Source organism: Mesorhizobium sp. f-mel, assembly GCF_053850215.1.
The window spans coordinates 76,597-97,808 of sequence record NZ_JBSPTO010000014.1 but is presented as its reverse complement, the minus strand read 5'-3'; the positions used below and the strand labels follow the sequence as shown (position 1 = coordinate 97,808).

Annotated in this window: 20 protein-coding genes; 8 read left to right on the top strand and 12 right to left on the bottom strand. The window is 64.1% G+C overall.

Annotated elements, in window-relative coordinates; all coding sequences use genetic code 11:
* Positions 1 to 30: 30 nt before the first annotated feature.
* The 6 genes from ACWUKX_RS18330 to ACWUKX_RS18305 are packed head-to-tail and all read right to left on the bottom strand — an operon-like array spanning position 31 to position 6,695.
* On the bottom strand, positions 31 to 813 hold the full coding sequence (locus ACWUKX_RS18330) for a carnitinyl-CoA dehydratase (protein WP_456008271.1): 783 nt from the start codon (positions 811 to 813) through the stop codon (positions 31 to 33).
* Entirely contained in the window at positions 806 to 2,884 is a 2,079-nt protein-coding gene (locus ACWUKX_RS18325; protein WP_456008269.1) for an acetate--CoA ligase family protein, read from the bottom strand. The genes ACWUKX_RS18330 and ACWUKX_RS18325 overlap by 8 nt, the downstream gene beginning before the upstream one ends.
* A 3-nt stretch (positions 2,885 to 2,887) precedes the next feature.
* Complete coding sequence (locus ACWUKX_RS18320) at positions 2,888 to 4,051, bottom strand: acyl-CoA dehydrogenase family protein (protein WP_456008267.1); 1,164 nt, start codon at positions 4,049 to 4,051, stop codon at positions 2,888 to 2,890.
* A 4-nt stretch (positions 4,052 to 4,055) separates the two neighbouring features.
* Positions 4,056 to 5,129: a 3-hydroxyacyl-CoA dehydrogenase NAD-binding domain-containing protein gene (locus ACWUKX_RS18315; protein ID WP_095517420.1), complete on the bottom strand. Its 1,074-nt coding sequence runs from the start codon at positions 5,127 to 5,129 to the stop codon at positions 4,056 to 4,058.
* Positions 5,126 to 5,755, bottom strand: coding sequence for an HD domain-containing protein (locus tag ACWUKX_RS18310; RefSeq protein ID WP_456008266.1), 630 nt, complete (start codon positions 5,753 to 5,755; stop codon positions 5,126 to 5,128). Before ACWUKX_RS18310 ends, ACWUKX_RS18315 begins: the two co-directional genes overlap by 4 nt.
* 28 nt (positions 5,756 to 5,783) lie before the next feature.
* A complete protein-coding gene (locus tag ACWUKX_RS18305) occupies positions 5,784 to 6,695 on the bottom strand; it encodes a 3-keto-5-aminohexanoate cleavage protein (protein WP_456008264.1) in 912 nt (303 codons plus the stop codon).
* Between the two features lie 110 nt (positions 6,696 to 6,805).
* On the opposite strand from ACWUKX_RS18305, the gene ACWUKX_RS18300 reads away from it, so the two are divergent.
* Positions 6,806 to 7,786 carry a GlxA family transcriptional regulator gene (locus ACWUKX_RS18300; RefSeq protein WP_456008262.1) on the top strand — a complete coding sequence of 327 codons (981 nt, stop codon included), beginning with the start codon at positions 6,806 to 6,808 and terminating at the stop codon, positions 7,784 to 7,786.
* A gap of 6 nt (positions 7,787 to 7,792) precedes the next feature.
* Here ACWUKX_RS18300 and ACWUKX_RS18295 read toward each other — a convergent pair whose 3' ends face one another.
* Both ACWUKX_RS18295 and xylA read right to left on the bottom strand, forming a co-directional pair.
* On the bottom strand, positions 7,793 to 8,002 hold the full coding sequence (locus ACWUKX_RS18295) for a hypothetical protein (protein WP_456008261.1): 210 nt from the start codon (positions 8,000 to 8,002) through the stop codon (positions 7,793 to 7,795).
* 184 nt (positions 8,003 to 8,186) lie between these two features.
* On the bottom strand, positions 8,187 to 9,512 hold the full coding sequence (gene xylA / locus ACWUKX_RS18290) for a xylose isomerase (RefSeq protein WP_456008259.1): 1,326 nt from the start codon (positions 9,510 to 9,512) through the stop codon (positions 8,187 to 8,189).
* Between the two features lie 113 nt (positions 9,513 to 9,625).
* Here xylA and ACWUKX_RS18285 point away from each other — a divergent pair, with 113 nt between their 5' ends.
* Positions 9,626 to 9,988, top strand: a complete 363-nt coding sequence (locus tag ACWUKX_RS18285) for a nuclear transport factor 2 family protein (RefSeq protein WP_456008257.1) — start codon at positions 9,626 to 9,628, stop codon at positions 9,986 to 9,988.
* Positions 9,989 to 10,023: 35 nt separating this feature from the next.
* On the opposite strand, the gene xylB is transcribed toward ACWUKX_RS18285, so the two are convergent.
* The 3 genes from xylB to ACWUKX_RS18270 form a co-directional block, all read right to left on the bottom strand.
* On the bottom strand, positions 10,024 to 11,478 hold the full coding sequence (gene xylB / locus ACWUKX_RS18280) for a xylulokinase (RefSeq protein WP_456008256.1): 1,455 nt from the start codon (positions 11,476 to 11,478) through the stop codon (positions 10,024 to 10,026).
* A gap of 81 nt (positions 11,479 to 11,559) precedes the next feature.
* On the bottom strand, positions 11,560 to 12,882 hold the full coding sequence (locus ACWUKX_RS18275) for a tetratricopeptide repeat protein (RefSeq protein WP_456008255.1): 1,323 nt from the start codon (positions 12,880 to 12,882) through the stop codon (positions 11,560 to 11,562).
* A 5-nt stretch (positions 12,883 to 12,887) separates the two neighbouring features.
* The gene (locus ACWUKX_RS18270) at positions 12,888 to 13,511 is read right to left on the bottom strand and encodes a LysE family translocator (protein ID WP_287086326.1); all 624 of its coding nucleotides are present in this window, start codon (positions 13,509 to 13,511) and stop codon (positions 12,888 to 12,890) included.
* Between the two features lie 206 nt (positions 13,512 to 13,717).
* On the opposite strand from ACWUKX_RS18270, the gene ACWUKX_RS18265 reads away from it, so the two are divergent.
* From ACWUKX_RS18265 to ACWUKX_RS18240, 6 genes are all read left to right on the top strand, one after another.
* Positions 13,718 to 14,491, top strand: a complete 774-nt coding sequence (locus ACWUKX_RS18265; protein WP_456008254.1) for a L,D-transpeptidase — start codon at positions 13,718 to 13,720, stop codon at positions 14,489 to 14,491.
* Between the two features lie 120 nt (positions 14,492 to 14,611).
* Positions 14,612 to 15,778 carry a diphosphate--fructose-6-phosphate 1-phosphotransferase gene (locus tag ACWUKX_RS18260; protein ID WP_456008253.1) on the top strand — a complete coding sequence of 389 codons (1,167 nt, stop codon included), beginning with the start codon at positions 14,612 to 14,614 and terminating at the stop codon, positions 15,776 to 15,778.
* A gap of 33 nt (positions 15,779 to 15,811) precedes the next feature.
* A complete protein-coding gene (locus tag ACWUKX_RS18255) occupies positions 15,812 to 16,537 on the top strand; it encodes an MBL fold metallo-hydrolase (protein ID WP_456008252.1) in 726 nt (241 codons plus the stop codon).
* A 410-nt stretch (positions 16,538 to 16,947) separates the two neighbouring features.
* A complete protein-coding gene (locus ACWUKX_RS18250; RefSeq protein ID WP_456008251.1) occupies positions 16,948 to 18,486 on the top strand; it encodes a DegQ family serine endoprotease in 1,539 nt (512 codons plus the stop codon).
* A gap of 108 nt (positions 18,487 to 18,594) precedes the next feature.
* Positions 18,595 to 19,206, top strand: a complete 612-nt coding sequence (locus ACWUKX_RS18245; protein WP_456008250.1) for a molybdopterin-dependent oxidoreductase — start codon at positions 18,595 to 18,597, stop codon at positions 19,204 to 19,206.
* On the top strand, positions 19,203 to 19,949 hold the full coding sequence (locus tag ACWUKX_RS18240; protein WP_456008249.1) for an FAD-binding oxidoreductase: 747 nt from the start codon (positions 19,203 to 19,205) through the stop codon (positions 19,947 to 19,949). The genes ACWUKX_RS18245 and ACWUKX_RS18240 overlap by 4 nt, the downstream gene beginning before the upstream one ends.
* Positions 19,950 to 20,065: 116 nt before the next feature.
* On the opposite strand, the gene ACWUKX_RS18235 is transcribed toward ACWUKX_RS18240, so the two are convergent.
* Positions 20,066 to 21,196, bottom strand: coding sequence for a hybrid-cluster NAD(P)-dependent oxidoreductase (locus ACWUKX_RS18235; protein WP_029347525.1), 1,131 nt, complete (start codon positions 21,194 to 21,196; stop codon positions 20,066 to 20,068).
* Between the last annotated feature and the right edge of the window lie 16 nt (positions 21,197 to 21,212).

Genomic DNA, 21,212 nt, shown 5'->3' with positions numbered 1-21,212 from the left:
GTGGGAAGAAAAGCCATCATCTCCGCAGGATCATTTTCCCTTCCACACCGGGTCTCGCTTTTCGGCAAAGGCGCGAAAACCCTCGAGATTGTCCTCCGAGCCGTACAGTGCGTCAACCGTCGGCAATTGGCGGCGCGTCACCCGGTTCATCGCGTCCTGGAAGGTGAGCGATTCGGCGATCCGCGCCGTCTCCTTGATCGCGGCAAAGACCAGCGGCGGACCGTCGGCCAGCAGCCGGGCGATCTCCCAGACGCGGTCTTCGAGTCTGTCCTTGGGCAGCACCTCGTTGACCAGGCCCCAGCGATGCGCCTCGGCGACATCCATCCAGCGGCCGGTCAGCAAAAGATCCATGGCGACGTGATAGGGAATGCGCTTCGGCAGCTTGATCGTCGCTGCGTCAGCCAAAGTGCCGGCACGGATTTCGGGCAGCGCAAAGGAGGAATGATCCGACGCGTAGATGAGGTCGCAGGATAGCGCCAGCTCGAAACCGCCGCCGACCGCCATGCCCTTGACGCAGGCGATGACCGGCTTGTTGAGGTCGCGCAATTCCTGCAGCCCGCCGAACCCGCCAACGCCATAGTCGCCGTCGACCGCATCGCCGCCGGCCGCGGCCTTGAGGTCCCAGCCGGCGCAGAAGAACTTGTCGCCGGCGGTCTTGACAATGGCGACCCGCAGACCCGGATCGTCGCGGAACGCCTTGAACGTTTCGCCCATCAGCCGCGAGGTCTTCAGGTCGATGGCATTGGCCTTGGGCCGGTCGAGCGTGACTTCGAGGATGGTGCCCTCGCGGCGGGTGGTGATAACGTCAGACATTCTTTTTCTTTCCAAGCACCAGCAGCGCGTCGGCGATCCAGGCGCCCTTGCCCTCGGCGCAGACGATCAGCGGATTGATGTCGAGTTCCTCGATCTCGCCGGCATTTTCCTGCACGAAGGCGGCGATGCCTGATATCGCATCGATGGCGGCCGCGACATCGGCCTTGGGGCGGCCGCGATAGCCTTCGAGCAGCGGGAACAATTTGAGCCCGCGCAATGCCGCCTCGATGTCGTCGCGTGTCGCCGGCAGCATCAGCGTGACGCTGTCGCGCAGCAGTTCGACCAGCACACCACCGGTGCCGAGCGTCATAACCGCGCCGAACATCGGGTCGCGGGTGAAGCCGACGAGCAGTTCGGCGACGCCGTCGCGCACCATGCGCTCGACATAGAGGCCGGTGCCGAGCGCATAGAGATCATGGGCGGCGGTGCTGACGGATTCGGCATCCCTGAGGTTAAGCCGCACCGCGCCGAGCTCGGATTTGTGAGTGACGCCCAAAGCCTTCAGCGCAACCGGAAAACCGAGCGCCATCGATGAGATCACCGCCTCGACCGCATTGCCGGCGCGTTCGCCCCTCGGCACGGGAAGCCCGGCCTCGATCAGCCGCGCTTTCGCCTCGGCCTCGTCAGGCGTGACATGGTCGCTGGCCGGCGCACCTGACGCGGAGGTGTCGATCGGCTGCGCCTGCGGCTCGCGCCAGGCCCAGCCGATGAAGGCGGCCGCCTGGGCGGCGTCCATTGCCTCGGAAATGCCGAACAACGGCACCATGCCGCGTGCCATCAGCCCGGCGGTGTATTCCTCGGGCAGGTTCTCCGGCAGCGAGGAGACGATCGCGCCCTGCGCCTTGTTGGACGTCAGCGCCGATTCGAAGGCGCGCAGCGTCGTCCACCAGTCGGTATCGGAGCAGCGGTCGGGGCGCGGGAAATCGAGCACCAGCATGTTGAGGTCGAAGCCGCCCGACACCATGGCGGTGAAGGTGGCGGTCATCGCCGGCTCGTTGTTCCAGATGAAGGTGTGGTAGTCGAGCGGGTTGGCCACCGCAACCAGCGGCCCGAGCGTCGATTTGACGTGGGCGCGATGCGTGTCGGTCAGCGCCGGGAAATTCACCCAGCGGCCTTCTGCGCTGTCGGCCATGACAGACGCTTCGCCGCCCGAACAGCTCATCGACGACAGCCGGTAGCCGGGCAGGGGACCGGTGACGTGCAGCAGCTTGAGCGCCTCGATGAAGGCAGGGATGGAATCGACGCGGGCGATGCCGAGCCGCTTCAGGAAGGCGCCCGAGGCAGCGTCCGAGCCGGCCAGCGACGCGGTATGCGAGACGGTCGCTTGCCGCGCCTGCTCGGAGCGGCCGACCTTCATGGCGATGATCGGTTTCTTCAGCTCTCGCGCCCGCGCGGCCAGCCTTTCGAAGCCGGCTACTGAATCGAAGGCCTCGATATGCAGACCGAGCGAAGTGACGCGATCGTCCTCGATCAGGCCGAGCGCCATTTCGGAAAGGCCGGTCTGTGCCTGGTTGCCGGCGGTCATCAGAAAGGCGATCGGCAGGCCGCGCTTCTGCATAGTCATGTTGATGGCGATGTTCGACGATTGGGTGATGATGGCGACCCCGCGGCCACCCTCGGCCAGCCTGATGCCGCCATGCTGGTCGGGCCATAAAAGCGCGCCGTCGGCATAATTGATCAGGCCGTAGCAGTTCGGCCCGATGATCGGCATCTGGCCGGCCGCTGCGACTAGTTCGGCCTGCAGCCGCTCGCCGTCCTCGTCATAGGCCTCGGTTTCGAGAAAGCCGGCGGCAAAGCAGACGGCGCCGCCGGCACCGCGCTCGGCCAACGCCTTGACCACTTCGATGGTCAAATGCCGGTTGACGCCGACAAAGGCAGCGTCCGGCGCTGCAGGCAGGTCGGCCGCCGAGCGATAGGCCTTGCGGCCGGCGACCTCCTCCTTGGTCGGGTGCACCGGCCAGATCTCGCCGGCAAAGCCCATCTTGATCGACTGCGCGACGACCGCGGCAGCCTGCGCGCCGCCGAAGACGGCAATCGTTCGCGGGCGCAAAAGGCGCTCAAGTTTGTGCATCGATCAGCCCCCGAACGGGCGCAGCAGCGCCCGCGAGATAATGTGGCGCTGGATTTCCGAGGTGCCTTCCCAGATGCGCTCGACGCGGGCGTCGCGCCAGATGCGCTCCAGCGGCAGGTCGTCCATCAGCCCCATGCCGCCATGGATCTGGATTGCTTCATCGGCGACGAAGGCGAGCATTTCGGTGGCCTTCAACTTGGCCATGGCCATGTCCTGATCAGTGACGGTGCCCTGATCGTACTTCCAGCCGGCTTCGAACACCATCAGGTCGGCCGCCTTCAGTTCGGTCGCCATGTCGGCGAGCTTGAACGACACGCCCTGGAACTTGCCGATCTGCTGGCCGAATTGCTGGCGCTGCGCGGCGTATTCGACGGCATGGCCAAGCGCCCGCTCGGCCCGGCCGAGACAGGTGGCGCCGACCTGCAGGCGGGTTGCGCCAAGCCATGAATTGGCGACGTCGAAGCCCTTGTGGACCTCGCCGAGCACTTGGGCTCCGGGCAAGCGGCAATCGTCGAATTCGAGGATGGCGTTAGTGTAGCCGCGATGCGAGACGTTGCGATAGCCGTCGCGCACCGTGAAACCCTTGGTGCCCTTGTCGACGAAAAAGGCGGTGATCTTCTTGCGTTTGCCGCGCGGCGTCTCCTCTTCGCCCGAGGCCATGAAGACGATGGCAAAATCGGCAAGGTCGGCATGGCTGATGAAATGCTTGGTGCCGTTCAGCACCCAGTCGTCGCCGTCCTGCACGGCGGTCGCCTTCATGCCGCGCACGTCGGAGCCGGCACCCGGCTCGGTCATCGCCAGGCAGTCCCATTTCTCGCCGCGAATGCAGGGATAAAGGTATTTCTCGCGCTGCTCCGGCGTGCCGGCCAACAGGATGTTGGAAGGCCGCGCCACGCAGGTCCAATGCAGCGCGTAATTGGCACGGCCGAGCTCTTTTTCGTAAAGCAGCCAGGTCACCGTGTCGAGCCCGGCGCCGCCGACTTCCGTCGGCATGTTGGCGGCATAGAGCCCGGCTTCGATTGCCTTGGCCTTGATCTCCTCGATCAGCTCACGGCGCAGAACGCCGGTGCGCTCGACTTCGCGCTCATGCGGGTAGAGCTCATTCTCGACGAAGGCGCGCGTCGTCTCGACGATCAGTTTCTGTTCTTCGGAGAGGCCAAATTCCATAGTATTAGCCTTTCTTCTTTTTCTTCGGCTTTTCAGCCTTGGCTTTTTCGGCCGCCTTGGAAGCGGTGGGCTTCTTCGCCGCAAGCTTGGCGAGCTGCTTGGTATAGTCCTTGTGCAAGGCGCCGGCGCCCCAGCCCTTGCCTTTGTTCTGCTTCGACAGCGCCTCCATGATGGCCACCAGATTGTCGTCGCGGATCTTTTCCAGCTCACGGATCGACAGGCCATGCGCCTGGTCGTCCGACTGGGTGGCGATCAGGTCGACCAGTTCGTCGTTGAACTCCGGCACATCCATCAGCTTGGTCCATGGCCATTTCAGGCACGGCCCGAACTGCGCCATGAAATGGCGCATGCCGGCCTCGCCGCCGGCGACGCGATAGACCTGGAACATGCCCATCTGCGCCCAGCGCAGGCCGAAGCCATAGCGCATGATGTCGTCGAGTTCCTCGACCGTGCAGATGCCGTCCTTGATCAGCCACAGCGCCTCGCGCCATGCCGCCTCCAGCAGGCGGTCGCCGACGAAAGCCTCGATCTCCTTGCGGATCACCACCGGCTTCATGCCGATCGAGGCGTACATCTCCTTGGCGACTTCGATCGCCTCGGGAAAGGTCTGTTCGCCGCCGACGATCTCGACCAGCGGCAGGAGGTAGACCGGGTTGAACGGATGGCCGACGACCAGCCGCTCCGGATGCTTCTTCATCGCCACCTGCATGTCGGTCGGCTTGATGCCGGAGGTCGAGGAGCCGACGATGGCGTTGGCCGGCGCATAAAGGTCGATCTCGGCCAGGACGCGGTGTTTCAGTTCGAGCCGTTCCGGTACGCTTTCCTGGATGAAATCGGCATCGGCGACGGCATCGGCGATGGTCTTGGCAAAGGTCAGTTTGCCCTCTTTTGGGAGGCCGTCGGGCAGCATCTGTTTGTAGGCGCGGCGCGCGCCTTTCATCACTTCGCCGACCTTGCGCGAAGCTTCCGGGTCGGGATCGAAAATCGACACGTCGATGCCATTCAAGAGCAGCCGCGCTACCCAGCCGGCGCCGATGACGCCGCCGCCGATTGCAGCTGCCTTGGTGATGATGCTCATGCGGAGGCTCCGGTTCTTGTCCTGGCTACTTTGGAATCGATCAGGGGCACGCGCTCGCCGGCGCGGATCACGGTGGGGTCATAGGCCCTGCGGGCAAACACTTCGAGCACGATGGGCCGGAAGAAATCGATCGGCAGCGTCTCGTAATCCGGATCGAAGCTCGACTGGTCCCAGCGCTCGCAGAACTGGTCGCAATCGTCGAAATAAGGATGGCCGGCGAAACGGTCGCGGGCATGGGGATTGCCGCCGAGATGGTGGGCGTAATAGAGGCGCTGGAAGTCACCGTGCTTTTCCACCACCCAGGTGCACTGCTCGCGCACGAAGGGTTTTAGGATCGAAGCTGCATATTCGTCGTGATTGTAGGGTGCGAAGATATCGCCGATGTCGTGCAGCAGCGCGCAGGCGATCCAGTCGGTGTCGGCGCCGTCGCGCCATGCGCGCGTCGCCGCCTGCAGCGAATGGCCGAGCCGGGTGATCTTGTAGCCGGACAGGCCCTCGTCGAGTTGGACAAGCGCGTCAAGCAGCCGTTCGCCGGTCTTCGCTGCATAGTCGATCTCGTGCTCGGTGAGGAAGGCGTAATCGTCGCGGTCGCCGTCCTTCATGGCGGTGAATTTCACGGTCTTCATCCGCGGCTCCTCCCTGCCAATTCCCTGTTCAAAGCGGCGCGCGCTTCGTCAGATTGAGCTTCTTGCGCACCTCGTCCGGGCCGATGACCCTTGCGCCCATGTTCGACACGATGCTGACCGCCCGCTCGACCAGCTGCGCGTTGGTCGCCAGCACGCCTTTGTCGAGCCAGAGATTGTCCTCGAGCCCGACGCGGACATTGCCGCCGGCCAGCACCGCGGCGGCGGCATAGGCCATCTGGTTGCGGCCAATGGAGAAGGCCGACCAATTCCAGCTCGACGGCACATTGTTGACCATCGCCATGAAGGTGTTGAGATCATCGGGAGCGCCCCATGGCACGCCCATGCACAATTGCACGAGAGCATCCGGATCCAGCACCTTTTCCTCGACGAGCTGCTTGGCAAACCAGAGATGCCCGGTGTCGAAGGCCTCGATCTCCGGCTTGACGCCGAGCGCCGTCATCATGCCGCCCATGGCGCGCAGCATGCCGGGTGTATTGGTCATGACATAGTCGGCTTCGGCGAAATTCATCGTCCCGCAGTCGAGCGTGCAGATTTCCGGCAGGCATTGGCGCACATGCTCCACGCGGTTGGTCGCGCCGCCCATATCGGTGCCTTTCTCGTTGAGCGGTAGCGGATTCTCCGGCGAACCGAACACCATGTCGCCGCCCATGCCGGCGGTCAGGTTCAGCACCACGTCGACATCTGCAGCACGGATGCGCTCGGTTACTTCGCGATAGAGCTGCACGTCGCGCCGTGGCTTGCCGGTTTCGGGGTCGCGCACATGGCAGTGGACGATCGCCGCACCCGCTTTTGCCGCATCGATGGCCGAATCGGCAATCTGCTTGGGCGAACGGGGCACATGCCGGCTACGGTCCTGCGAGCTGCCGGACCCGGTCACGGCACAGGTAATGAAAACCTCACGGTTCATCGTTAGCGGCATGGACTTTCCTCCCAACCAGCACAGACGGCCCAATCAAACATGGGCCTGATCGAACAGACGGCAACAATGCCTGACTTGCCGGAAACTGTTTTGCGTTTTACGAAGATCGCATGATGAAAAACGAAAAGCCTTCGATCTTTCGCGCCGAACGCTCGAAGCTCAAGGTAACGCTTCTGATATTTTCCGGGTCGTCGATCATGTGCGTGGCATCGGCGGTCGATCCGCTGCGCGCCGCCAACCGTATTGCCGGCGAGACGCTGTTCGATTTCAGGCTGGTTTCGGTGACCGGCGAAGCGCCGGTCACCACATGCGGCCTGCCGGTTGCGGTCAGTGGCCGCTTCGATGCGGCGGATATAACCGATATGCTTGTCGTCATCGCCGGTTTCGGTACGCAGAACTATGCCACATCGGCTCTGCTTGCCGGCCTGCGCCGGGCGGGGCGCGCCGCACGCGCCTGCGGCGGTGTCGAAGCCGGCACCTGGCTGGTGGCGCGCGCCGGCCTGCTGGAAGGACGCAGCGCCACCACGCATTGGGAGGACATGGAAGATTTTTCGTCGGCCTTTCCAGGCGTCGATGTGCGCCCCGACCGCTATGTCATCGACGGGCCGGTCTTCACCTCGGGCGGCGCTTCGCCGACCTTCGACCTGATGCTGCATCTGATCCGCACGCGGCTCGGCATGGCTGTCGCGCTCGATGTGGCAAGTGTCTTCATCTACGATCAGGCGCGCGCCGCGACCGACGCGCAGCCGCTTGTCTCGCTCGGCCGACTCGACGGCTACGATCCCAGGCTGGCGCAAGCCATCCGGCTGATGGAAGCCCATGTCGACCAGCCCTTGACCATTGCCGCGGTGGCAAAGCGCGCCGGGGTGACGGCGCGAACGCTGGAGAGCATCTTTCGCAAGTCGATCGGCGAGACGCCGGGCGCCTATTATCTCAGGCTGCGGCTGGGTGCCGCGCGCCGGCTGGTGATCGACACGCGGGTGCCCATGGCCGATATTGCCGGGCGAACAGGATTCTCGTCCGCCGCGGCATTTTCCAGGGCGTTTTCAAGGGCTTTCGGCGAAGCGCCGGTCAGGCTGCGTAAGGGGTAGTCGGGATTAGGCAGCGTTCTGGCGGTCGCTTTTGCCGTCGATGTGCGAGCGCATCTGTCTCGCAAGATGGGTCTCAAAGCGGCTGGCGACCGCGCGATCCCATTCGTTTGCACTGCGCGCACCGTGCTTCGGATGCGGCAGCGCCATCAGCCGGTCGATGATCGATCCGGCCTCGCCAGATGAGAGCAGGGCGTCGATTTCGCGTTCGTGCTGCATATCGTTTCGCCTCCTTCTTTCTGTTCCCGCCACGGACCACATATACGAGATTCGTGACGGCTGTTTGAAGGCAAGAGCGAGGCGATTGAGGGGCGGTGCGAGGCAAAACCTTGTCGTCAGTTCCGTCCCCGCGCAAAGCTGTTCCGGACGGCGGGTCGGTCAAGAGACCCGCCGGTGCGACACCTCAGACATACCGGTTGACGATATTCTCGAGCAGTTCCTGGCGGCCGGATCTCGGCTGCGGCTCGATCTTGTTCTTGACGACGCGTTCGGTGATCTCCTCCAGCGTCCTCTTGCCGGCAAGCATCGCCTTGGCCTCAGCCGAGTTCCAGCCGGCATAGCGCTCGGCCAGCGATCCCGACAGCGCCTTGTCCTCGACCATGCGCGCCGCAGCCTTGAGGCCGCGTGCACAGCAATCCATGCCGCCGATATGGCCAATCAGCAGATCCTGCGGGTCGAGCGACTGGCGCCGCAACTTGGCGTCGAAATTGGTGCCGCCGGACTTGAAGCCGCCAGCCTGCAGGACCTGGTAATAGGCCAGCGCCATCTCCGGCACATTGTTGGGGAACTGGTCGGTGTCCCAGCCCGACTGGTAGTCGTTGCGGTTCATGTCGATCGAGCCGAAGATGCCGAGCGCACTGGCCAACGCCAGTTCATGCTCGAAGGAATGGCCGGCCAGGATGGCATGGCCCTGCTCGATGTTGAGCTTGACCTCCTTCTCCAGCCCGAAGCGTTTCAGGAAGCCGTAGACCGTGGCAACGTCATAGTCGTACTGGTGTTTTGTCGGCTCCTGCGGCTTCGGCTCGATCAGAATGGTGCCCTTGAAGCCGATGCGGTGCTTGTAATCGACGACCAGGTTGAGGAAGCGGCCGGCCTGTTCCTGTTCGCGGGCAAGGTCGGTGTTGAGCAGCGTCTCATAGCCCTCGCGGCCGCCCCACAGCACATAGTTCTCGCCCTTCAGCCGCTTGGTGACATCGATGCAGTGTTTCACCGTCGCTGCCGCATAGGCAAAGACATCCGGATCGGGATTGGTGGCGGCACCCGACATGAAGCGGCGGTTGGAGAACAGGTTGGCCGTGCCCCAAAGCAGCTTGACCCCAGTCTGCTTCATCTTCGACGCAAAGTAATCGGCGATCTCATCGAGGCGCGCGGCACTTTCGGAAAAATCTTTTCCTTCCGGCCGCACATCGGCATCGTGGAAGCAGAAGTAGGGGGCACCGAGCAGCGCAAACATGTCGAAGGCGACATCGGCCTTGAGCTTGGCCAGCTCCATCGTGTCGGTGCCGCCGGCCTTGGCGAACCATGGCCGCTCAAAGGTCTGGCCGCCGAACGGATCGCCGCCCGGCCAGGCGAACGAATGCCAGTAGGCGACGGCAAAGCGCAGATGGTCTTCCAGCCGCTTGCCGGCGACAATTTCGTCGGGATTGTAGAACCGGTAGGCCAGCGGATTGGTCGAATCCGGCCCCTCATATTTGATCTTCTGGATGTCGCCGAAAAAGCCGCTGGTCATGATTGTCTGTCCTCTCGCATGGTTCTGTCCTGATTACCTCAGGCGTAATTGGTTTCGCGTTGGCGTTGGATGAAAACGGTCATGTCAAAGCCCCTCAACAAAGGAGACAGACCATGACCGACCTCAACACGATCGCCGAAAACTACATCACTGCCTGGAACGAGAGCGACGCCGTGCGCCGGCAAGCCTTGCTCAAGGCGGCCTTCACCGAGGACGTCAGCTACCGCGATCCGATCATGCAGGGCGACGGCCATGACGGCGTCGCCGCACTGATCGAAGGCGTCCAGCAGCGTTTTGCCGGCTTCCGGTTTTCGCTGAAGGGCAAGCCGGACGGATTTGGCGACACGATCCGCTTCTCGTGGGATCTCGGGCCGGAAGGCACGGATTCCATCATCGAAGGCACCGACATCGGCGTCATCGAGAATGGCCGCCTGAAGAGCGTCACCGGCTTTCTCGACAAGGTTCCGGCACAGTGAGGTCATCTCAGGCCTCGGCGGGGGTGGGAAACCACTCACGCCGTGGCGGCCTTGATGGCTGGGTAAAGCAAGCGGTAGCGCTGATAGGCATCCGCATAGGCATTGCTTAGTGCGGCGACCGGCTCGATGGTGGCATCGGTGGCCGGCGCCGTGCACACTCTGAGCGGATCGGCGCCCGTCGCGGCGATCATGCCGAGTCGCGCCGCACCGAAGGCAGCGCCGAAATCGCCATCGGCCGGGATGTCGACGGGCAGGCCGAGCGCGGTGGCGATTGCCTTCAGCCAATAGCGCGAGCGCGAGCCGCCGCCGATCGCCGTCACCCGCGTCAGCGTCGTGCCGGCCGTGGCCAAGGCCTCGAGACTGTCGCGGAAGGCGAAAGCCACACCTTCGACTACCGCCTGGGTCAGCACAGCGCGGCTCGATTCATGCGCAAGCCCGGTGAACGCGCCGCGGATGGCCGAGTCATTGTGCGGCGTACGCTCGCCGGAGAGATAGGGCAGGAAGGACACGCCGGTCGGCGCCCTCAGCGTATCGCCGAGTTCGGCGGTCAGCTCGCCGGCGCCTTTCCCTGATATCTCCGACAGCCAGTTGAGCGAATCGGTTGCCGACAGGATGACGCCCATCTGGTGCCAGGTGTCGGGCAGCGCGTGGCAGAACGTATGCACCGCGCTTTCCGGGTTTGGCAGATAGGCAGCGTTGGCGGCAAACAGCACGCCTGACGTGCCAAGCGAGACGAAGGCCTGGCCGGCTGCGACCGTGCCCATGCCGCAGGCCGACGCCGCATTGTCGCCGGCGCCGCCGGCGATCGGGATGCCGGCCTGCATTCCCCATTTCGAGGCCAGTTCGCTGCGCAGGGCGCCGGCCTTCTCAGTGCCTTCGACCAGTGACGGCATCTGCTTCTCGTCGAGCGACGTGGCGGAAAGCAGGTCGGATGACCAGCCTCGCTTGCCGACATCGAGCCAGGACGTGCCTGCCGAGTCCGACATCTCCGAAATATGTTCGCCGGTGAGCCAGAGCCGCAGGAAATCCTTCGGTAGCAAGACCTTTGCCACTTTGGCGAAAACATCCGGCTCGTTGTTTTTCACCCAGACCAGCTTTGGCGCGGTGAAACCGGGGAAGACAATGTTGCCGGTCAGATTGCGAAAGCGCGGGTCGGCGTCGAGCTTGGCCGCCTCGGCATGGCTGCGCGTATCGTTCCACAGGATGCAGGGGCGCAGCACCTGGTCGCCGGCGTCGAGCAAGGTGGCGCCGTGCATCTGGCCGGAAAGGCCGATGCCCTTCACGGCGGCGAGTTGTCCTGGATACGAGGCGTTGAGCTCGGCAATTGCTTCCTCGCAGGCGCGGATCCAGTCGGCGGGGTTCTGCTCCGACCAGCCGGGATGCGGCCGCGACACGTCGAGTGAAGCATGGCCGGAGCCGATGACAGTCTGCCCGGCATCGATCAAAAGCGCCTTGACGCCCGACGTGCCCAGATCGAGGCCGAGATACATGGTATCCTCCCAATGTCATTAATTTTTTCGGACCGCGAAAAAATCTGACTTGGCAGTTTTTAAGACAAGATCCGCCTCCGGTCAATTCTCCGACAAATCGGCCGCGCGCCGCGAGAACAGCGTCGACAGCGGACTGTCCGGCCGTGCCAGCGCGCGTTCCGCGGCAAGCGCCGTTGCCAGCGCATGATCGCCGGAACGCAACGCCGCTTCGATCAGCGTCAGGTCGATGACGTCGCGTTGCGCGTGGCTGCCCCCGAACCGGTGGGCGATCGCCCGGATTGGCCGGATCAGGCGTAGCGTCTCGGCATAATTGCCGTCGCCGAATGCCTTGATGGCGAGCGTCAAGGGATGGCCGACATCGCGGGTGAAGGCGGCGTTGTCGTCGTTGCCGCGCATGGCCTCGCTCTGCGCCTCGAGCAAGGCGCGAACCGGCGCTTCTTGGCCGGCGCCGACGAAGGCCATCATCGCGTGGGCATCGTTGAAGGCATAGTTGCCGGCGCTGGCCTTGGTCCAGTTGGCGGCGAGCGCCGCCCAGCGGGGGCCGACATCGACGCCGCCGAGATGCAGCCGCCACAGGATCGCCGAAGCGTCGACCATGTTGAGCGCCAGCGTCGAGCGCTCGCCGTAGATCGGCCCGTCATAGAGCGCCAGCACCTGTTCGGTCTCGCCGAGATCGTAGTGAAACAGCGCCAGATGCCACCAATTGTGCACTTGCAGGAAGCTTTCCTTCGTCCAAGCTTCGGGGTTGGCTCGCATCCAAGCGATGCCGTCCTTTTGCCGGCTCTGCATTTCCATGACGTGGGCGACGGCGTGCTGTGCCCAGCCGTCGCGCGGCTCGATGTCGACTGCCATGCGGCCAAGCTTTTCGGCGCGCGCATAGTCGCCCATTTCCTCCAGCCCGAACGCCTGCATCCCAAGTATGGCGTGGTATCCCGGCATGCCGCTTTGCCACGACGGCAGCGCGCGGCCGATGCGGTCGCGCAGCATGCGGGCATTGCCGGTGAAGAAATCGATCTGGTGCCCGGTCTGCAGCGCCAGCGCATCGAGCGGAAACTCGATGGCGATATCCTCGAGCAGACGGGCGGCTTCATGCCAGCCTCCTGCGGCAAGACGGCCGAGCGCAGCGACATGCGCCTGCTCACGCGGCGTCGCCGCAAGCGGCAGCGACGCCTCATAGCAAGTCCTGGCCACGGCTGTCGCCTCACGCTCGGTGGCGAGGCCGAAGAGATAGCCCTTGAACACATGCGCCATGACGAAGCCGGGATCCTCGGCGATGGCGCGATCGACCGAGCCGACCGGATCGCCGATGAAGCATTGCAGTTCGCGGACAGCCTGGCTGTAGGACGAGAACCCGGCCTCGGTCGCACCCGAAAATGTCAGGCCGAATGCATCCCTGACTGCCATGTCATTCAATTGCCCGAGCGCATCGCCACCGTGGCGATGCCGGCGCCGACCAGCAGCGTGCCGCCGGTGCGGTTGAAGATGCGGATCGCCAGGGGATTACGCACGACGTTGCGCGCCCTTGCCGCGATTAACGCGTAGCCGAAGGCATTGGCGAAGGCGAGCGCCAGGAAGGTCGTTTCGAAGATCAGCATCTGCGTCCAGAAGTCGGCATGCCGGTCGAGGAACTGCGGCAGGAAGGCGACGAAGAAGGTGATGCTTTTCGGGTTGAGCGCGGTGACCAGCCAGGCATGCGCCATCATCTTGGCCGACGACACCGCGTCTAGGCGCGGCTCGGCCTTGAGCGTGCCACCGGCGCGAAACAGCTTTACGCCGAGATAGATCAGATAACCGGCGCCGATCACCTTCAGCAGCGTGAATACGGTGGCCGACGCCGCCAGCAGCGCGCCGATGCCCAGCATCGACAGCGTCATCGCCGTGAAGTCGCCGAGCGCCACGCCGACCGCCATCGGCAGCGCGGTGCGCCAGCCCTGGCCGAGGGCATAGGACACGACCAGAAGGATGGTCGGGCCGGGAATGACAAGAAGGATCGTCGAGGCGGCGGCAAAGGCGGCCCAGTTTTCGAAAGACATGTTCGTCTCCTTGAGCTCAAAGAAAAGGATAAATCCTTGGGCTGGCAAAGATGTAAAGGGGCAGCATCGAAAATGTGCGGCGCGACGGCTCGGCCGGGAGGTTAAGGCAGGGTAAGACGTCTTCACGCTTTTTCAACCATGATTGGTGAAAATACACTCTATCCGGCCGGACCGTGTTTCCCGGCGACAGCGTAGGGTTTGGGAAGATGCGTGAGTTGCCGCAAGGTCTGACGCCGCCGTACAATGGCGACGAAATCGAAATCGAAATTTCCGAACTCCAGCTTTCCCGCCGCGCAGTGTTGTCCGGCGCCGGTGCGCTGGCGCTGCTCGGCGTCGCCGGCTGCAGCCAGACGCTCGATTTGTCGGCGCTGCAACTCGACGGCGTCACCACCGGCGCGATCACCCCCATCCGCCCGAGCATCAGCGTCGACAAGAACATCACCAGTCCCGATGTGATGTATGCCTCTGTCACCGACGGCGGCTTCACGCTGCCGGAAGTGCCCTACCTCAAAGTCAAGCCGGAGTTCCGTCGCCAGATCGTCGTCGACCCGACCGGCGAGCAGCCCGGCACCATCGTCGTCCATTCGCAGGAGCGGCTGCTCTACCTGGTGCAGCCCGGCGGTGACGCGATCCGCTACGGCGTCGGCATCGGCAAGGAAGGCTTCCGCTGGTCCGGCCGCGCCAACATTCAGTACGGCAAGGAATGGCCGACCTGGACGCCGCCGGCCGAGATGATCGCCCGCAAGCCGGAACTGGTGAAATGGCAGGCCGGGCAACCCGGCGGCCTCGACAACCCGCTCGGCGCGCGCGCGCTGTACATCTACCAGAACGGCCACGACACCGGCTACCGCATCCATGGTTCGCCCGAATGGTGGAGCATCGGCCAGGCGATGTCGTCGGGCTGCGTTCGCCTGATCAACCAGGACATCATCGACCTCTACAGCCGCGTCTCCAGGAAGAACCCGGTCGTCGTCGTCTGACCCTCCCGGTCGTCGTGTGATCCGATAGCGTGGCCGGCGCGGCCGCTCGACTCTCCCGTTGCGTGATCTCGCAAGACAGGCGAATGTGCCTGCAAAGCCACTGCTCGGGAGACGTGAAGCATGTCCGGAACTTTTGTGATCGCGCAAGGCGGCGGTCCGACCGCCGTCATCAACCAGACGATGGTGGGCGCTGCGCTCGAAATCCGCAAGCGGCATCCCGGCGCTAAGGTCCTGGGCTCGATCCATGGCGTGCGCGGCATTCGTGACGGCAACTATATCGATCTCTCAGCGATTCCAGAGGATCGGCTGCGGCTGATTGCGGCAACGCCGAGCGCCGCGCTTGGCTCGACGCGCGACAAGCCGGATGACGCCTATTGCGAGATCATCCTCAACGGTCTGAAGAAGGCCGGCGCCGACGCGTTCATCTATATCGGCGGCAACGACACGTCGGGCACGCAGCAGATCCTGACCGATGCAGCCGGCGGCAAGATGGCTTTCGTCCATGCGCCGAAAACCATCGACAACGATCTCGAGGAGAACGACCACACGCCCGGCTTCATTTCGGCAGCCGAGTTCGTCGCCGGCGCCTTCCTCTCGGTCGACCTCGACTTCCGTGCTCTGCCGGGTATCTATGTCGGCATCGTCATGGGGCGGCATGCCGGCTTCCTCACCGCCGCCGCTGCCGCATGGCAGCTTGACCCCGACAGCGGCCCGCATCTCGTCTATGTGCCGGAGCGGCCGTTCTCGGCTGCGGCCTTCATCGACGACGTGCGCGCCACGCTCGACCGCCACAAGCGCTGCATCGTTGCCGTGTCCGAAGGCGTCAGCACCGCCGACGGCAAGGCACTGGTCGAAAGCCTTGTCCCGCCGGAGAAACTGGAGCGCGATGCGCATGGCAACGTCAAGCTGTCGGGCAGCGACCTGCCGGCCGCCCTCGAGCGCGCGCTAGCCGAAGGATTGCCGGGCAAGCGGGCGCGTGTCGATGCGCTCGGCTACATGCCGCGCGGCTATGTCGGCGCCATCAACGCCGTCGATGCGCAGGAAGCTTTCGATGCCGGCGTTTTTGCCGTCGCTGTCGCCGAACAGGGCGGCGGCTCGGTGGCGCTGCAATATGACGGCGAGAAAACCGTGCTGAAGAAGGTGCCGCTGAAAAACGTTGCCGGCAAGACCCGCCACATGCCCGACGATTTCATGCTGCCGGAGGTCAACCAACTCTCCGATGCAGGCATGGCCTATCTGAAGCGACTGGTTCCAGAAAAATACAAGGTTGGAAAACCGTTCGTCTGATGCCGGCCCTCTTCTGATGCCGGAAATCTTGTGATGCTTGACTGGTTCAGCAAAACGAAGGTCGACGCCGTTACAACCATGCTGACCGAGCCGTTCGTGCATGATTTCGTGCGCGCCAACATCTGGCATCTTCGCGGCCGCGACGTCGACCTGCTTGTCGACACCGGCATGGGCATCCGCCCGCTGGCGCCGGAGATCGACACGCCGGCGGGCAAGCCGCTGCTCGTCGTCGCCACCCATATCCATCTCGACCATGTCGGCTCGCTGCACGAATTCCCGCTGCGGGCCGGGCCGAGACACAGCGCCGCGTATTTCAACAGCATGGATGACGCCGTCACCTACGCGCACATGTTCCACGATCTCGACGGCGCCGTCTCGAAGCTGCCGGCGCCCGGCTGGAAGGCCGCCGATTACAAGATTCCGCCGGCGCCGCTGATGCGAACACTTGACGAGGGCGACACGGTCGATCTCGGTGACCGGCTGTTCCGCGTGCTGCATCTGCCCGGCCATTCGCCCGATTCGATCGCGTTGTTCGACGAGGCCGACGGCCTGTTCTTCGCCGGCGACGCCATCTACGACGCGATGCTGATCGACGACCTGCCGGACTCCGACCGATCAGCCTATCGCCGGACAATGCAGCGGCTGCTCGATCTGCCGATCCGCATCGGTCATGGCGGCCACGGCCCGAGCTTCGACGCCAAACGGATGCGCGAGATCGCCAACGGCTATCTCAGGCGGACAGACGGGATCGGCGCATAAGAGGCTTCGATGGCCGGCAGGACAGAGCCGGGAAGACATGCGAGCTCGTGATCCCTGTCGGCAATTTGTTCTTGCTTTGTGCCGGCAACTATGTTATCCATTTCCGCATGGTGCTGATCGCGCCAACAACCCGCTGCAAGGCGGGTTTGTTGTTTCAGGTCGGCGCTATTCCTCTTCATCAAGGGTTCGACTCCAGCCATGCATCTGGCGAGCGGGCGACACCGACCCGATAAATTAAATCTTCGTAATATCATCTGGTAACCGCAATCGCCGCCCTAGATGCGGGGGCTGTCGATCCGGTCGGCTGCCTGCCAGGCGAGACAGGCAAGACGACCCTCGACACGCCGAATGGGCGATTCCCCAACCGGAACGCCACGGTGCCCGACCAATTTCTCGCCCGGACAACGGCCATGTCACCCATCCACATTCTTCGCAGACATCGCGTCGCCGCCTTGCTGGGCGCCGCACTGATTGTCAGCCCTTTCATCGTGCCCCTCGCCCCCAGACTGAATGGCGCTCTGGCAGAAACAGTGACCCCTCCCGTCACCGGGATGACGGTGCCGAATGGATCGTTTGCCCCGATCGTGGCGGCCGACAAACCGGCAGTGGTGACGATCACCACTGTCATGAAGGCACAGTCGGAGACCATGAGCGACGCTGCTCCGTTCGGCGACAACTCACCCTTCGACGACTATTTCCGCCAGTTCTTCGGCGACCAGGGACTGCCCGGCCCCAGGACACCGCCGCCGCAGCAGGAGCCCCGCTCAGAGGCGCTGGGTTCCGGCTTCATCGTCGCCGCCGATGGCACCATCGTCACCAACAATCACGTCATCGACGGCGCTACGTCGATCAAGGTCACTCTCGACGACGGCACCGAACTTCCCGCCGAGCTGGTTGGTCGCGACGCCAAGAACGACCTCGCCGTCCTCAAGATCAAATCCGACAAGACTTTGCCGACCGTCAAATGGGGCGACTCCGACAAGCTCATGCCGGGCGACCAGGTGCTCGCTTTCGGCAACCCGTTCGGCCTCGGCACCACGGTTACATCCGGCATCGTCTCGGCGCGCGGCCGCGATCTGCACAGCGGGCCGTTTGACGATTTCATTCAGATCGACGCACCGATCAACCACGGCAATTCAGGCGGTCCGCTGATGGATGTGAGCGGCAACGTCGTCGGCATCAACACGGCGATCTTTTCGCCGAATGGCGGCAGCGTCGGCGTCGGCTTCGCCATCCCGTCGGACCAGGCGCAAAAAGTGGTCGCCAAGCTGATGAAGGGTGGCTCCATTCAATACGGCTATCTCGGCGTCCAGATCCAGCCGGTGACGCCTGATGTGGCGAGCGCCGTCGGCCTCGATCAGCCCAGCGGTGCGCTGGTTTCCGCGGTCACTGACGGCTCGCCGGCAGCAAAAGCCGGCATCGAGACCGGCGACGTCGTCACCAGCTTCGCCGGTCAGCAGATAAAGGATCCCAAGGACCTGTCGCGTGCCGTTGCCGACGTCTCGCCGGGGGCCACGGAAACGCTCGATGTCTGGCGCAAAGGGAAGAATGTCGAAATTTCCGTCGATGTCGGGCGCAACGGAGACGATGTGCAGCCGGCATCGGTGGGCGGCGGACCAGAGGCACCGTCCGCACAGCCGGGCCTTCGTGCTCCTGCGATCGGCCTCGGTCTGATGGACGTCACCCCGGATGTCCGACAGGCGATGAACCTGGCGCCCAACCAGCGCGGCGCGCTGGTCGAGAGCGTCAATCCCGACAAGGCGGCCTCGGCTTCCGGTATCCAGCCGGGCGACATCATCGTCGCCGTCAATCAGGCGCCGGTGCGGGACGCCAGGCAGGCAGACCAGGCGATCGCGCAGGCCGGAAAGGCTGGCAAAAAGTCCGTGCTCCTGCTCGTCGAACGCGGCGACGCGCAGATGTTCGTCGCCGTGCCCTTCGCTAATGGCTGAGGCGGCGCATTGCCGCGAGGTCGCGGCCAAGATTCTGGTTGCCCGCCAGAGCATCTTCGAGAAGACTGGTGAAGGCCGACAGATGGCCTGATGCACACGGATGTTTCCATGGTCACCCGCGGCTTCTCTTCAGGACGAAAGCCCCCGACGGATGCGGATGCGCGCATTCCGCCGGGGCAGTATCTCGAGCAAGGGTTCCCGGTGCTGTCGGCCGGGCCGACGCCGCGCGTGCGCACCGAGGACTGGTCGTTCACGCTCAAGCACGGGCCGCGGCCGGTCAAGAAGTGGAGTTGGACAGAGTTCAACGCGCTGCCGTTGACCAAGATGACCCGCGACATCCATTGCGTGACCGCATGGACCAAGTTCGACACAGCGTGGCAGGGCGTGCTGGTCGACGATATTCTGGCGGATGCCGGCATTGAGCCACTGAGCCCCTTCACTCTGGCGCTGTCCTTCGACGGCTACACCACCAACGTGCCGACGAAGGATCTCACCGCCGGCAAGGCGATGGTGGCGCTGCTTTACGAAGGCAAGCCGATCACGCCGGACCATGGCGGCCCGGCGCGGCTGCTGGTTCCGCATCTCTATTTCTGGAAATCGGCCAAATGGCTGAACGGGCTGCAGTTCACCGAGCGCGACGAGCCCGGGTTCTGGGAGTTGCGCGGCTATCACATCTATGGCGACCCGTGGCGCGAGCAGCGCTATACGGGCGATCCATGAGCGACGGGCCGGCGGCGCAGTCGCCCTGGCAGACCGTCACCATCCGACGCATCGAAAAGCGCACGCCGCGCGTCACCAGCTTTTTCCTCGAGCCGTCGCGGCCCTTCGCCTATCGTGCCGGGCAGCATGTCGATGTCAGGCTGACGGCGCCGGATGGCTATCAGGCGCGTCGCTCCTACTCGATCGCCTCGGGGCCGGAAGCCGGCGAGATGATCGAACTGGCGATCGAAAGGCTCGATGATGGCGAGGTCTCGCCGTTCTTCCACGATATCGCGGCTGTTGGCGACGAGGTCGAATTGCGCGGACCGCTCGGCGGCCACTTCGTCTGGTACGACGGCGACGGCGGTCCGCTTCTGCTGGTCGGCGGCGGGTCCGGCGTGGTTCCGCTGATGGCGATGATCCGCCATCGCGCGGCGCGCAGATCGGCGGTGCCCGTGGCACTGGTGTTTTCCGCACGGGTCTGGGACGAGGTGATCTTTCGCGACGAGCTGATCGGCCTCGACGATCGTCGCGACGGCTTCGATCTGGTGCTGACGCTGACCCGCGAGGCCGCCCGGCGCCCGGCGGACTATTCGCGGCGGGTCGATGCCGCGATGATAGAGCAATCGATGGTGCGGCTGCCCGCGCCGCCAAGGTCCGCCTTTGTCTGCGGCTCGAATGCCTTCGTGTCGGCCGCCGCTCAGGCGCTGATCGATGCCGGCGTTCCGGCAGGCCTCATCCGCACCGAGCGCTACGGGGTTTGATGCATGTCGCGCAAAAGTATGCAGCGGTTTTGCGATAATGACATGCATAGAAAACGACAACGTAAGCGCGTCGCATAAGGCCGGCCAAACGCGACGCGCTTTAGCGGCCTCGCCGGTCAGGCGTCGATTTCGAGCGCCGTCAGTGGCTTCGAACAGCAGGCAAGGATGAAGCCGTCGTCGATCTCGTGATCGAGGATGCCGCCATTGTGGCTCATCTCGACTGTGCCCGAGACCTTTTTCACCTTGCAGGTTCCACACAGGCCGAACTCGCAAGCCGCTGGGATGCGCACGCCCGAAGCGCGCGCCGTCTGCAGCACGGTCTGGCCGGCAACGCAGTCGGCATCGACATCCGAAAGCGAAAAGCGGATCGGCGTTGCGGCCTCGGCAGGTGTCTCGACCCCGCCCTCTGCCGGCCCACCCTTTGCCGGCCCACCCTTTGCCGGTGATGTGAACGGGGCCAGTATTTCCTCCACCACTGGGGCCGCAAAGCTCTCCTGATGATAGTTGGCCATATCGAATCCGGCCGCCTCAAGCATCTGCCGCACGGCGCGCATGAACGGGTCGGGACCACAGCAGAAAATTTCGCGCTCGCGAAAATCGGGCGCCAGCAGCGGCAGCCGTATCGCGTCGATCCGGCCCATATGGCCGAACCAGCCCTCGCGGCTGGAGCGCTCCTCGATCATGAAGCCAAGCGTTAGGCCCGGCATGCGGCTGCCGAGCAGTTCGAGCTCCTTGCGGAAGATGATCTCCTCGGGCTTTCGTGCGCAGTTGACGAAGCCGACATCTGTCCATGGCGCGCAGTCGTTCAGCCAGCGCAGCATTGACATCATCGGCGTCACGCCGGAGCCGGCCGAAATGAACAGATACTTGGCCGCGGGGTGGCTGTGCAGCGAAAAGTCGCCGGTCGGCCCATAGGCTTTCACGTGAACGCCGGGTTTTAGATTGTCGAACATCCAGCGTGTGCCGAGGCTGCCGGCCTGCGCTTTCACCGTCACCGCGATCGAGAACGGCCGCGACGGCGAGGACGACAGCGTATAGGTCCGCATCAGCGGGCCGTCAGTGGTCGGCAGTTCCAGCGTCACGAACTGCCCCGGTCTGTAGCGGAACCAGGTCTGGTTGTCGGAGCGGAAGGTGAAGGTCTTCACGTCAGGCGCCTCGTCGCTGACGCCGATCACTTCCAGCACCTGAAGCCTGTCGTTCCAAGGCGCCATCTCGTCGAGATGGCGGTAGAGCCCGAGATCCGTCATCGAGTTCATACCCTTG